The organism is Enterobacter sp. V89_11 (genome assembly GCF_029967775.1).
Lineage (GTDB): Bacteria > Pseudomonadota > Gammaproteobacteria > Enterobacterales > Enterobacteriaceae > Enterobacter > Enterobacter ludwigii.
Map to the genome: position 1 here is coordinate 1 of NZ_JASCAN010000017.1, position 12,912 is coordinate 12,912.

The following is a 12,912-nucleotide window of genomic DNA, read 5'->3' on the forward strand; positions in this document are numbered from 1 at the left end:
TGCCCCGAAATCGCAGAACATCCGGTTTTACCTGGCTGTCGTTGATATCCAGAAAATAGCGAGTCTGCCCGTCAAAAAGCGCCAGCCAGTTATCCATTATGTCACTCCTTTACCGGCACGAGGCTGAGCCAGCCATCACCCAGCTCGATGGTCCGGGGCTTGTCCGGATCGAGGTCGTCACGGGTCAGTACCAGACGCCAGCGGTTGTCCTTCTGATCCGGTCGGTTAAACAGCCCCACCACCGCCACGAACTGTGCGTCTTCATCCATGGGCATATTCAGAGAAACGCTGCCGTTGGGCATCACCAGCAGCTCTTTTGATGCCAGTACATCGTCCTTAAGTACCGTATCGGCATTGCGCAGCAGCGTCTGGTAATCGGCGGCATCAACCGCTTTCCGATCCCTGAGGAGATAAACCCGCACCATTGTTGCCAGCGGCGTCTGTGCGGCATCGGCGTTAATGGCCGTGCGTGGGGTAAAATCCAGATGCACCGTTTTAATTTTCTTATAGAAGATGGATTTCGTGATGCTGACCGTACCGTCCGTGACGGTCTGCGTCAGACCGCAGCCTGCGAGTAGACCACAGGCAATAAGCGTCAGCGCCCACCAGCGGGTTACTGTTGCCATTCAAAAGTTCCTTTATTGAGAGAGGGAATACGTGATTAGTCGAAGCGGTAACGTCCGTCTTCTGCGGGTTGCAGTACAGAATAGTGAAGCCCTTCATAGCAACCCAGGTTGATGGTCAGACTTTCCCGTGGCGTATTGAGTTTGCCTTCCTTCAGACCCAGTAAACCGGTTCTGCCCAGCTGTATACGCCTGCCCTTGCCCAGACGAGGCTCAGGGAGCAATCGCACAGGCACGGTGAGGCGCACTCGGGCGTCACTGCGGTAGCCGAGGTAGACACGCAGCAGGACCATCAAATCGGTATGAAGGACACCACCAGGTAACCAGCCTTCCGCCTCGTCAGGATCCGCTGTCTCCAGTGACACCAGGACCCGGCTGCATGCTTCTTTTGCGGTTTTACCCAGCGTGGCTCGCTGCGAAAGACGGATCTGGCTCCCGATACCCAGCCCGCTACGGTTATCGATATGCACCTTAACCGGATCGGGTTCGGTGATAATTGTCCGGGTATTCGGTGCCAGCAGGCTCACCAGGGCCCGGATGCCTTCAGCATTGCGGGTGGGTAATCGCATGGTGCCCAACAGGGCCAGGAAGCGTGAAACCGGCGTTGCCACCTGCTCAGCCGTGCCCGGTATACCAAGGCCGACCAGCCCCAGCAGACACTGTGATATGGCATCGCGGCCACCTGCCTCGAAGGTCGCCGGATAGGCGTATTTTCGCCAGATCCGGTAATATTGTGTGGTGATCCGGTGGCTGAAAATATCCAGAAATGAGGTGATCGCCTCGTGTCCTTCACGGCGCTGCGCAATGTCGTCCAGGTAGGTCGTCGGCAGAGGCGAATCCACGCCATACATGCCGAGGAATGTGGTGCGGACGGTCGGTGGCAATGTCGGTTGGTCTTCGTCGTTCTCCACCGCTTTCAGGGTACTGACCGGAAAACCCATACCAGGCCAGGGCCTGAAACGCACCGGATCGTCGCCCGGATGGCTGGTGGTACCCAGTTTCGGGGCGTCCGGATTTTCCTGCTCCAGCAGTTGGCAGAAACGATAGAAATTGGCCCGCCAGATATCTTTGTTAAGGGCCAGGGCCAGCGTCAGCCCGGTACGTGCTGGCTGTGATTCTCGCGCCATCTCAGTCGTTTCCCTGTCGGTTGCAGCACCAGCGTGAGCTGATTAAAGAGGTGAATATCGGCATAGAGCGCGAAGAACCGGTGCAGCATCTCCCCGAAGAGATTCACATCACCCTCGCCTGCAAAATTATCCATATTCAGCGTGACCTCAATGTCCACGCCCCGGAGCATAAAGCCCTTCTCAAAACGGCGGATCAGGGTGTGCTTCACGGAGACGATTGCTTCAAGCCGACGGCGGTTCATTTCATCGTCGGTCCAGTCATAGAGCGCCAGCGTCCCCCGCAGGACTTCAGGGTTATTCATCATGCTGAGGAAGTTTGATCCGAGGTGACTCATCACCCGCCAGTGGAAACGGTCGTTTGCCGGTGGATACAGTGGCATGGTGGGGGCCGAGAGGTTCAGTACCCTGACGGGCACTTTGCCTGCTTTCACGGCCCTGTCCAGTAGTGTGCTTTCCAGTGCCTTACGCGGAAGCTGCCCGTTGGTCCCGGTTATTCGCATCGAAAGGGATTCTGGTTTATCAGACAACTGCTCCAGCTCGAACGAGCGGCCCCCGAGAATTAACCATGTGTCATACAGACCAGAGGGGCCGCGTTTCACGCGGGTATGGAAGTAACGCTCAGGGGCATCGTGGCGCATCATACCGCCCCGGTGGCGGAAACTGGTGAACGGTACATAGGGGTGTTTGCCATTCTTCACCGCGCCGTGGATGTTATCGACGCTGTAAATCTCGGTGTGACCATCCTGAAGACGCAGCGGCCTGAGCAGATATTCATTATCGAGCGGATCCAGGGTCAGCGGGTCGGCTTCCAGAGTGAAGAGATTAATGACCGGTGCACAGTGCAGACGGAAGTTTTCTGTCTCAAAAGGCAGATCGGATGACCAGGCTTCACTGAGCACAATGTCGATTTCAAACCAGGTGCTTGTGGCAGAAAGCCCGATGCTGTCGAGTCCACGTAACTCAACAAACATAAACTTCGGACGGAAGCTGAAATACTCCAGCAGCAGCTGGTAACCGCTAAAGGCGGTATCGGCTTTCTTCCACAGTCCATCATTGTCATCAAAGCCCATGGGTTTGCACCAGCCATCGAACTGATGGCGTTCGATGTAGGTCCCGGCGTGACGGGCATACATGGCGTGAACACGACGGGTCATTGCCAGATGCAGCGCATAGCTAACTGGACTTTCTGCATTGAGGAAGATGGCGACCTTGTCGATCCCGGCTTTACTCCAGTCCACTTTTTCAGGGCATTCGAAGCGCAGACGGATAACAGAGCGGCCATTGGTTTCAGTATGGAGGCGGGCATCTGCAAGGTGCAGCGGTTGTAGCGGCACATCGCGAGTCGTCCGGTACTGACAGGCGGTTTTGTGCGGCCCGACAGGACGAGACAGAACGGAGAAGCCTTCAGCCAGCATTTCGGCCTGACGCAGACTACGCCAGTCAGGCGAGAACTCGACGATGGCCAGCGACGGGATGGTCCGCATATAGTGTGGCCACAGCAGGCTCACCAGACCTTCGGTCAGCTCTGGCAGGTCGTCATCAAGCTTTTCACGCAGACGGCCCATCAGGAAAGCAAAGCCTTCGAACAGGCGTTCCACATAAGGATCGCGGGCGCCGGGTTTATCCAGATTAAGCATCGCAGCACGATCCGGATGAACCCGGGCAAACTCTTTACCGGCTTCTCGCAGGTAGCGCATCTCTGCTTCGTAATAGCGCAGGGTTAAATCATCCATATAAATTATAAATCCCGATAGATTGATTTTATTTAATTAGGTTCTTTTGCTATGTATATTTCTGACTTAAAATCATCTTGATAAGAATATGAATAAACAGAAAGAATCAGATCTTCTCCGTCATACTTTATATAAAATGGATCTAAAATACCTTCTACGGGAATAATCCGCTTTGTTGTTTTATTGCCAATATCGGTTTTCCAGATGCAACCTAAAGCGCCGCTATTATCAAAATAAAATGAATTGCTGTCATCTCCCCAGACATATTGCCGTGTATATCCAAATATATCGTCAGTGATAGAGTTATCCGCTTTGTCTGCAAAAACATTCAAACCCAGGTCCGGACGATTGGCCGGAAATACGTACATACCTTCATCTGGATCTTTAACGTTACCATCACTTGAAGTAAGTCGCCATTTGCCATCAGGTGATATCAATGAAGCATTGCACTCTGAGCTGCCACAATACCCAGCCCATGGTGTGGTTTTTTTTGTTAAGGAATCAGCTTGCTCTGGGGATATATCAGAAATGCCTTTTTCGCCACTCGGAGATATAAATAAATAATGATAGTCTTTATGAGTATCATCGCCAATAGAAAAATAGGCTAAAGCGTTTCCTTGTGCATCTCTGGCACGGGATATTAAATTTATATTACCGTCATATTGTTGAATGATGCGAGGGTAAGTATCGTCCTTAAGCTCTACGAGCAGTGTAGTGTCTTTATCCTGGTACCGCCCGCTAACAGAAATGTAAATGTATAAATCATTCTTAATTATCTGGTATGTTAGTATTGACGATACATTCTTGCTCTCAAGATTAATTCCCCCCTCGAAGCTTTCAGAAGAAAATATTTCTTTTACATGCCATGGAGAGTCAGTTATTGTAAATCCGGATTTGGTCTTAATTGGGGCATCCAATGCTTCGTCCAGTTTGTCGCCATCGCGATTAAAAATATCATTGACATTCTGGAGGGTGTTGCTTCCTGACAGATTTCTATTGCGTATTAAATAGCTGTTGGTAATACAGGTTACATCACTCTTGCAATTGTTTCTCTCTTTTAGCCATTCATTTTGACGCTCAGACAGGCTTCCATGGCTTAAAGAACTGTCATAGGTCTTTTTGAAAAAATTGTTTAGAGCACTGTCAAGCCCTGATAAATACTCATTGCTACATATCGTTTTTTCTGTCTGTGATAAATTTACAAGGGAACAATCAAATCCCGCAGATACTGCAACGTTGCTACCAGAAAGAAGGCATAAAGCCAGGGCAATAAAGCGAAAACGCATAATATTCCTTATTTGTATCCATTCAATATTACTGGCAAAGTACCATGGCACGGGCCGGGTCAATGGCGATCAGACCTGCCAATAGCGTATCCATCTCAGGCATCAGACGGGCTTTATCAGATTCGCTGCGACCGGCTTTCATGCGTAGCAGCTTCAGGCGTCGGGCCTGGACTTCAAATAACAGAGCGGGCTCCCAGTCTTCCAGCGTCAGCAGTGGCGCACGGGTCGTGAGTTCACCAAGCAGGTGAAGCGCCATATCGTTTCGGCCATACTGCTCTGCCACCCGGGCCATGAGCAGGCGTATCAGCCAGCGATGGCGCGGGGTATCCATCCCCGGTCGGGACTGGAGCCAGGCAAGCGCTGCTTCAGGCCCTTCAGTGTCTCCCTTTTCCATGGCTTCGGACTCAAGAAGCAGCACATCGTCCGCCTGACCATTAACGACGTTAGCGGATTCATCGCCGTACAACAGGCCCTCTTCATTCACTTTTTCAGCAATCCAGGCAGTAGTGACTTCGTCGGCAAAGGGAGTGCCGTCATTCCATGCCAGCCCTTCAAGGCCCGGGAGGCGTTTAAGCAGCAACCGCAGATCGAAGAGGACAGAGTCTGACCAGGTATCCCAGGGCTGACCCGCATGGCTGAGCCCCTGCCAGAGATACCACTGGAGATCGAGCCAGAAATGATTCACGCCTTCGCAATACATCTGGCTGGCCTGCTCAACCAGCTCGACCCAGTTTTTCTGAAGGTAAAGGCGCTTCAACTGAGCTCGATACTCGGGTTTAGGCGGTACCAGGCGGGTGCGCCCGCTACTGTCCAGCGGAGGGATCTGATCGACCGTATCCCACCGCACGGTCTTTATCAGTCGATGAGAAGCCAGCCAGCCCTGCGGCTGCTCGCTCAGCCAGCGGGAAAGTAACTTTGCCTGGTCGAGTAAATCGCGGCCAGATTTCACGGCTGACAGCTGCGGAGAATCAGAATGGGCAGGTTCACGCCCGTGCTCATGCGTACTGCTGTTCTGGGGGACCAGCGCTTCCATGCCACCCGAACGTGCCAGACGGTTTTCAAGAGCGGTACAAAGGCCTGCAAAAGACGGTTTCTCGGCTTCCGGCCAGTCAGCCACTGTGGATTCAAGCAGGCTGATGACGCCAGCCGTCAGACCGGCATCATTGCTGTCCACCTCGGGCCATAACAGCAGTGCATCAATCACTTTTGCACTGTTCAGCCACTCCAGCGCAGCTTTTCGGGCTACGGGACGCCGGGGATGGCATGCCTGCCCGTAGCGGGCCAGCATCGCGACAAGCAGCAGTAAGCCTTCGGACAACCCTTTTTCACCGTCGCGGCTGAGTCGGGCCTGCACGTACCAGGTCACGACACGAATGTCTTTGGCGCATTCGCAAAGACACTTCTGGGCCAGCTCACACAATAACGCTGAATCGGTACCTGAAAGCTTGTTGATCTCCTCACGCATCAGCTGAAAATTATCATCATATGCGGGATCGTCCCCGGTTTCTGCCCCAAAGGTGAACGGGTGCAGCCAGTTATCCCAGAGCGACAGGGCATCATTTGCCCGCGAGATGAGGCGCTGCCTTTCTTCCTGCCTGGTGGCGCAGGCGGTTAACAGTTCTTCCGGTGAGCTCATTCTTTTTCCCGTTTGTTTGTCTCTTTTATAAACCTCACGACCGCGTCCAGAGAATCGTCGTCCTTACCATTGACGATTTGCGGTAGCTTCCATTTCAGCAGCATACTTTTCTCCTCCCCCTGAGTGGGTTTGGCCTTCCAGTAGCTTCACCAGTGGGCTTTTCTGACATGGGGACGAAGGCGCCGATGGGGCGCGGAGGCGCTGTCCCCTGGTGTACCTGGCGCTGGATTATGCTTCAGCCAGTCGCTGAGCCATGCGCGACACTACCGAAAGGTCATAAACTGGCATGGGGATAAGGATTCAGTTTCGTGCCATCGGTTCACTTTGCTGCAAATACCCAGAGACCAGCCTTCAACCTGTTTTGCGAAAGCCAGTGCCGGGTAAATTTTCCCGCCCATCATTATTGGCGCTCTTCTCCGCCAGCTGCGACGCTAAAGATAGTGTCGGGCAGCGTGAATCCCTGAAGTTTCAGCAATGCCAGGGGACCTGTACCGAGCTCGCTACGCATCACAAACTTCAGAGGGTTGCCATCGGCGGTGATCCACACCAGTTGTGTACGGCTGGCGTCAAGCGGAGTGATGAGAGCCTTGTCCAGCAGGCGAATGAAACCCCAGTTGCCCTGGTTACTGGCATACAGCTGCATGCCACTGTTCACACTACGCCAGCTGAGCGACACGCCAGGATAGTAAGTGTTTCCAGGCCAGGTGAAGCTTTGCCAGCTTTCCATCTGATTGAAGTAATCCAGGTTCTGCTCATCGAGAGTAAGCTGCACTCTGGCAACATCCCGTGAAGGACGCGCCATCAGTTCGAAGTGAACACCCGCATCGCCCTGAGAAAACACGATATCTGACAGTTCCGCCAGCTGATTAATCGCCCGGAGGAAATCCGGGCTGACAACCATCCCCTGACTTGCGGAAAGGTCAACGACCCAGCGATTTCCCTCCTGGTGGAGGATCCCGCCAAGATTCGTTTTCAGGAAGGTCGTGATTCGACCCGAGTCGCTACGCAGGAACTGAGCCAGCAACGGCAACGAGGCATCGCTGCCGGTGGCTTTAAACGGATAGCGTCCCGCAAAGGCCTTATTCCACTGTTCGACAATAGTCGACTGCCAGCGGGCATTGAGGCTTCCCGCTGCCGGGGCAAGTACCTGCCGCCAGGCCAGATCAAGCGGTTGCACAAATAACGACTGGCCAAATCCATTCCACTCCTGCCCCAGACTCGCCGCAACCAGACTGCCATAGTCGCGGGTATCGGTCAGATCGATGGCTTTGCCCTGGAATACTGTCTGGGCTAGCATCTGCGACATGGCCTGCGGATCCGGGGCGCTGGTAACCTGCTGGAGTTTCAGGCGTACCTGCGTGACGCGGGCAAGCCAGGACTGGAAACTGAGGTTACCGTTGGCACCGGTGCCCTCTTTACCTTCCATCAGCCCCATCAGTGGTCCAAACACCTCATCGAGCGGCCCTTTTGGGCCCTGTGCCTGTTCAATAAACTGTCTGGCATTTTTTTTCTGACCGATCAGCTTTTTCGCCGAATCGACAATCGAATCGGCCAGTGCCTCGCCCTTTTGCCCTGTTTTGCCCTGCCAGGCCAGCGTGTTCATCAGTGCCACCAGCGGCGACTGACGGACATCGCCGATCAGGTTGAGCTGGGCAATCGCCTCAGAAAGTGACGTGGCTTCCTGCCACTGAATGCTGTTGACCATGTTCAGCCAGGCATTGCCAAAATCGGTAAAATAGAGTTCAGTCAGGCGGGCTTTCAGCGCCTCCGGGGAGATATCGCTCCCTGTCTGGTGCGTCTTATCCGTCAGTACCCAGTCAATTTCATCACGGCGTGTCTTGACGACCTCGTTAATCGCATCCTGAACCTGCTCTTCCCAGGCCTGACGCGTAAACATACCGGGGACGACTTCGTCAGTGCTGAATACCGTTGAGGCATCGGTGTCGCCTGTCATATCGGCAAGCGTTAAATCAGGCCAGTTGCTGGCCACGCGCTTAAGCATGTCCTGATACAAGCCAGATTCTGCGTTACGCTGACCTACCTGCTTAAGCAGGATCTGACGGACCGTACTGATTAATTCAGTGTCAGGCTTAATTTTCCATTCCGGATGAGCCGGGAGGTTTTGCGCATAAAAGCCCAGCAGTTTCGGTGCGATGTCCTGCCATATGCCATCCGGCACATTCTGGCGTTTCGGTAAGGCTTTCAGCACGTTTTTTGCCAGCCAGCCTGCGTCCGCTTTGTCCGGACGGGCCAGCATCAGATAACTTTTGAGCACGTCGTAGGTATGCTGTGTACCCTGCATTCGGGCATCACTGGCAGGAGGAAGTTGCACAAAGGCATTCAGCTGCTGCCTGAGACTATCTGCGGTGACATCCCTTATCAGCTGTGCGTTACTTTTCGCATACAGCGGCCAGAGTGCGGCCAGCGTGTCGCTGTCCTGATTAAGACCAAATCGGGTATACCATGGAGCGCCGGTCGCCTCACGGTGTTGCAGACGGGCAATGGCTTGCTGGAGTACGAGCTGGTTGTGCAGGCGTTCTGCCAGGGGTTTTGTGGTATCCGCTGCCTGACTCGCCGTTTCCTGTGCCTGATAAATCTGGGTACGGTTAACGATCAGGGACAGCAGTGTACCGGCCCCCCACAGAACAATCAGGGAAAGCAGAATTAACCGCAGCATCTTCAGCCAGTCGAAGCCCAGCTTTCTGCCGCTGACGGCATCACAGTCATCAATGACAGCTTTCCAGGTCGGTGTGTCGAGGCGTGTATTTGGTACCGTTCCGGCAACGGCCAGTTCGGGGCTGAACATGACACCACGTAAACGCCAGGCCGCAGATCCCTGCATCAGCCCGCTGAGTAAAACAGCCAGACTGGCTTTCAATTCGTGTTGAAGACGGGAAGATAACTGAAGCAGGCCGTTATGTGCCGGATTATTCAGTATCTGTGTTATACCGGCTTTTTGCAGGCGCTGAGACAGCGTAGTCAATGCCTTATCCGCCTCTTTTACAGTGCCTTCTGGTCCGAATATCACCCCTTTCGCAGTCGTTTCCGCGTCCTGCTGAGCACCTTTGGCTTTGTCAGTCAGCCACAGCCAGACAGGAGCCTGCCAGCCCAGCTGATGATCGGCTTTCTGGCGGCAACGCAAGAAAGCATCCCGTTCGCTATCCGTCGGGAGGGCTGAAGTACTCATCACCTGAATAATGCCATCAATCGGCTGGCCAGATCGCAGGCGCTTCAGTTTTGAAAGGAAGATCTCATCCGGGAGTGACTGCGCATCACCGCCATAAATCAGCACGTTGCCGTCGCCTTCCTGCCAGAGGTCATAAGACAGGCCCGGGGCCGCTTTCTGGACGTCGTCCGGATTACCCATCACCAGCAGGATTCGCACTTTACGCTGCCAGCGACGGCCATAACGGAAACGGAGGTGCTCAGATACGGCATCCTCGCTGAAGACAGGCTCTTCTTCATCATCTTCGCTCGCAATGGTGCCTGTTGCCGGGGCGACCATCTGAGCCTTTTTCTGACCCCAGTGGAAATACAGCCCCGATTTACCTGCGAAGTCGAAGGCCTTCTCAATCAGCCAGCCGAATAAAAGCATCGCGGCAACCAGGATGGCACTGAACGTGAGGATCCGTTGCCCGTCATACGGCCCAAACCCCGTGACCAAGGCGACATTTTCCGGAAAGGCATAAAAGAGAAATGCCACGATAACCGTCAGAAAAAAGGCGACAGTCACAACGGAGCCGATGAGTGTTTTTACTTTTACCTTAGACATTTTTGGGCGTTCCCTTGCGAACTTCTTCTTTGGTGATGACCGCTACCCAGATGTCGTCTTTGTCAGCGGCGGGTTGTGCAGCGATAACCTGCACTCCGCGCTGTTCAAAGGCTGCATCAGCAAGCGTGATGGCGACCCATGGGGCACCATGGCCGGTATAGCCCAGCACGGGATCGATACTGGAATTGTCTTCTGAAAGGCTAAATTCAACACCGCTCTCTTCGCAGGCATTATTCCAGCCGCTGCCCGACGTCAATGTGGGACCGGAGATCCAGCTTCCTTTGAGTTCATTGGGTAGGGTCTTCGCCCAGAGCAGCGCCCGGTTGAGCGTCTTTGTGAGTGTTGTTTCTGTTCCCCTTTCGGGGCGATGAAGGCGAAGCGCATCCGGCCAGGCATGGGCTTTGCGGTTGCTTAATACCACCATTGAGACAGCATCAGCATCTTCTTCCCGGGGAGACGCCGGTAACGACAGCGTGATGGCAACCAGAATGCCTGGGTTGTCCCATCGCTTGTCCAGCCAGGCATCAAACGCCCCCAGCCCTTTTCCAGGCATCAGGCGAAAAATCCTGCCCGTCTTGAGTGAGAGATCGGCTTTTAGCTGCTCTTCAACCAGGGGATGCAGGTCACTGTCACAGTCCAGCATCAGCCAGCATGGCAGCTCTGGTGGAAGTGGCTGAACGATTACATCCACACGCGTGGTCAGCTTAGTGACTGCTGCTTTGAGCGCTTTCGATAAATCCGTTTGATATTCTGTTAAGGCCGCGTACCTGACCGGTTTGTCACATCCTCTTGGGTGCGAGAAATCGATAGCGGGAGCGGCGAGTTTCATTACTTCCAGCAGATCGTCGGTTTTGTTTCCGGCCGGAGCCTGGATGTGCGTACCGAGGATCCAGCCGCAGCGCTGACCGCGCAGAATTTCACTGTCAATAAGCGCTTCTCGCTCAACATTACGGGACTCGGCTCCCACCTGTTCGGCTTTATAGGCAAACCGGCGTAAACCGAAAAGAAGCCCCCAGGTGCAAAACGGAAGCCCCATCGCGGTGAACCAGAAGACAAATCCTGTTCTTTCTGACGTCCAGCACCATAGCGTGAGTGCTATGCCCCCCAGCATGAGAAATGCCAGGAACAGTACCCAGCGAAGAGTGCCGGGGCGAGCTACCTTAGGGGCCTGTTCAGGGATGGCATCCAGCCAGACGGGCATAATCAGGCAACCTTGGCAGCGGCAAATGAACTAATCAATGTGCAACCACAGGCACATTTGTGACCGTGAAAGGCTACCGGGATACCATGATCAAGGTAATCAGGGTTTCCTTCTACGATGGTTGTAGGGCCATGCCCCGGAACCGGGCAGGACACTTTGTCGCCTTTACGGGCAACACCGATACCACCGAATTTCATCGTATCGGAAGCGGTCAGGACCGAGCCGCCGTGAGTGGTTTTATCGCCTTTACGGATAATCTGGAGCATTATTAAATTCCTCTTCCTTGTCTCTTAACTAATTCATCATTATTTAATTCCCATGTCTCAGTTGGGATCTTTTTATCCGTGCCGTCAATAGAGATTGAAGGGACTTTTATTATGAATGTTTCTGGGCCACTGGTTATTGATGGGTAATGCCCGCCACAGAAGTCAATTGTCTTCAGATGTTTGAATTTCTCATCATCCGTTTTGCTAAACACATGTAATGGGCCTCCATCGCATGCATTCCCCATTGGACTATCAATAAATATTATTATTTGTTTGCTGGCTTCGTACAAATATGAATGCGACCATACTGATGGTGCGCGATAAAACTCACACTTGTAACCATCAACAAGTTCGTCATTAATTTTTATGCTACATGTATTATTTTCTGAAGACGTGTTTATCCTTGGTGTTTCATCTGCAATAGCAAGACTATTAAATGTGATAAAATACAGAGCAATAATTGTGTTGGTCTAAAGCCCATTTGACTAGCCTAAATTAACATTTATTACTCAGTTAGGGTTGAGTTTATTAACTCAACCCTGGTCGCCCTCTGATGCATGCTGTATACGAATTTTACTACTGTCGCTTTCTCGTTATGCCGGAGCTTTATGAGAGGCTCATTGGTTGTTACACCCTTCCAATGATTCTATCAATTTCACATATCTACCATTATTAAAATTAAATAAGGCCGTTTTGCATACAGGACTATCACTCTTGTTGATTGAGATAGATTGACCGGTTATTGCAATCATAGAACTATTTTTATAAGCATCCATCTCAAATGGAAGGCCAACAGGGGTACCATTATCAGAAATATCTGCATAATTATAACCACCATTATTATCTGATGGTAGTGTTGCTACAACTTCCCCTGATAGTTTATCAATAACCCAGCCACATACCCAATTATCACGAAGGCATTCTCTACCATGACCTCCAAAGTCTGTATAGATTCTAAAGTGCCCTGCAAAGTTAACAGTTTTTTTTAGTTGCTCTTGGGCTGCATTTTTCCAGTGTGGCGAGTAGTTTTTCTGCTCTTTATTAAAGTGAATATTTTGTTCAAATGGACCGTTGCTTACGGGAACCAGGTAGTCAGTAAACTGAGGATTAGAACTGTCTTGTGAGTATGCTCCAAAAGACAAGAGCATACATGACACAAAAAGCAAAAATTTGTTTGATTTTTTATTGCATCCCATTTTTAGAATCCTCAAGTAATTTGAAGCATAAATTAACCTCATAATATTCAGTTAAGTTAGATAGAAGAAAAT

At 52.3% G+C, this 12,912-nt stretch carries 9 protein-coding genes; all 9 read right to left on the reverse strand.

What is annotated here, in order from left to right; genetic code table 11:
* Nucleotides 1–101: 101 nt before the first annotated feature.
* The 9 genes from tssJ to QLG09_RS14365 all read right to left on the reverse strand — a co-directional run bounded on the left by tssJ (nucleotide 102) and on the right by QLG09_RS14365 (nucleotide 12,840).
* The gene (gene tssJ, locus QLG09_RS14325; RefSeq protein ID WP_050736603.1) at nucleotides 102–626 is read right to left on the reverse strand and encodes a type VI secretion system lipoprotein TssJ; all 525 of its coding nucleotides are present in this window, start codon (nucleotides 624–626) and stop codon (nucleotides 102–104) included.
* A 35-nt stretch (nucleotides 627–661) separates the two neighbouring features.
* On the reverse strand, nucleotides 662–1,750 hold the full coding sequence (gene tssG, locus QLG09_RS14330) for a type VI secretion system baseplate subunit TssG (protein ID WP_050736602.1): 1,089 nt from the start codon (nucleotides 1,748–1,750) through the stop codon (nucleotides 662–664).
* The gene (tssF, locus tag QLG09_RS14335) at nucleotides 1,714–3,483 is read right to left on the reverse strand and encodes a type VI secretion system baseplate subunit TssF (protein ID WP_282489006.1); all 1,770 of its coding nucleotides are present in this window, start codon (nucleotides 3,481–3,483) and stop codon (nucleotides 1,714–1,716) included. Before tssF ends, tssG begins: the two co-directional genes overlap by 37 nt.
* A gap of 32 nt (nucleotides 3,484–3,515) precedes the next feature.
* A complete protein-coding gene (locus QLG09_RS14340) occupies nucleotides 3,516–4,769 on the reverse strand; it encodes a hypothetical protein (protein WP_232929672.1) in 1,254 nt (417 codons plus the stop codon).
* A 28-nt stretch (nucleotides 4,770–4,797) separates the two neighbouring features.
* Entirely contained in the window at nucleotides 4,798–6,405 is a 1,608-nt protein-coding gene (tssA, locus tag QLG09_RS14345) for a type VI secretion system protein TssA (RefSeq protein WP_050736600.1), read from the reverse strand.
* Nucleotides 6,406–6,805: 400 nt separating this feature from the next.
* Nucleotides 6,806–10,177, reverse strand: coding sequence for an ImcF-related family protein (locus QLG09_RS14350; protein WP_232929669.1), 3,372 nt, complete (start codon nucleotides 10,175–10,177; stop codon nucleotides 6,806–6,808).
* Nucleotides 10,170–11,378: a hypothetical protein gene (locus QLG09_RS14355; protein ID WP_050736598.1), complete on the reverse strand. Its 1,209-nt coding sequence runs from the start codon at nucleotides 11,376–11,378 to the stop codon at nucleotides 10,170–10,172. The genes QLG09_RS14350 and QLG09_RS14355 overlap by 8 nt, the downstream gene beginning before the upstream one ends.
* A gap of 2 nt (nucleotides 11,379–11,380) precedes the next feature.
* Nucleotides 11,381–11,644, reverse strand: coding sequence for a PAAR domain-containing protein (locus QLG09_RS14360; RefSeq protein ID WP_063925123.1), 264 nt, complete (start codon nucleotides 11,642–11,644; stop codon nucleotides 11,381–11,383).
* Nucleotides 11,645–12,261: 617 nt separating this feature from the next.
* Nucleotides 12,262–12,840: a hypothetical protein gene (locus QLG09_RS14365; RefSeq protein ID WP_079231196.1), complete on the reverse strand. Its 579-nt coding sequence runs from the start codon at nucleotides 12,838–12,840 to the stop codon at nucleotides 12,262–12,264.
* Nucleotides 12,841–12,912 lie beyond the last annotated feature (72 nt).

Bases quoted from the DNA above. Each gene is read 5' to 3' on its own strand.
- tssJ (WP_050736603.1), bottom strand. From the start codon at position 626: ATGGCAACAGTAACCCGCTGGTGGGCGCTGACGCTTATTGCCTGTGGT.
- tssG (WP_050736602.1), bottom strand. From the start codon at position 1,750: ATGGCGCGAGAATCACAGCCAGCACGTACCGGGCTGACGCTGGCCCTG.
- tssF (WP_282489006.1), bottom strand. From the start codon at position 3,483: ATGGATGATTTAACCCTGCGCTATTACGAAGCAGAGATGCGCTACCTG.
- QLG09_RS14340 (WP_232929672.1), bottom strand. From the start codon at position 4,769: ATGCGTTTTCGCTTTATTGCCCTGGCTTTATGCCTTCTTTCTGGTAGC.
- tssA (WP_050736600.1), bottom strand. From the start codon at position 6,405: ATGAGCTCACCGGAAGAACTGTTAACCGCCTGCGCCACCAGGCAGGAA.
- QLG09_RS14350 (WP_232929669.1), bottom strand. From the start codon at position 10,177: ATGTCTAAGGTAAAAGTAAAAACACTCATCGGCTCCGTTGTGACTGTC.
- QLG09_RS14355 (WP_050736598.1), bottom strand. From the start codon at position 11,378: ATGCCCGTCTGGCTGGATGCCATCCCTGAACAGGCCCCTAAGGTAGCT.
- QLG09_RS14360 (WP_063925123.1), bottom strand. From the start codon at position 11,644: ATGCTCCAGATTATCCGTAAAGGCGATAAAACCACTCACGGCGGCTCG.
- QLG09_RS14365 (WP_079231196.1), bottom strand. From the start codon at position 12,840: ATGGGATGCAATAAAAAATCAAACAAATTTTTGCTTTTTGTGTCATGT.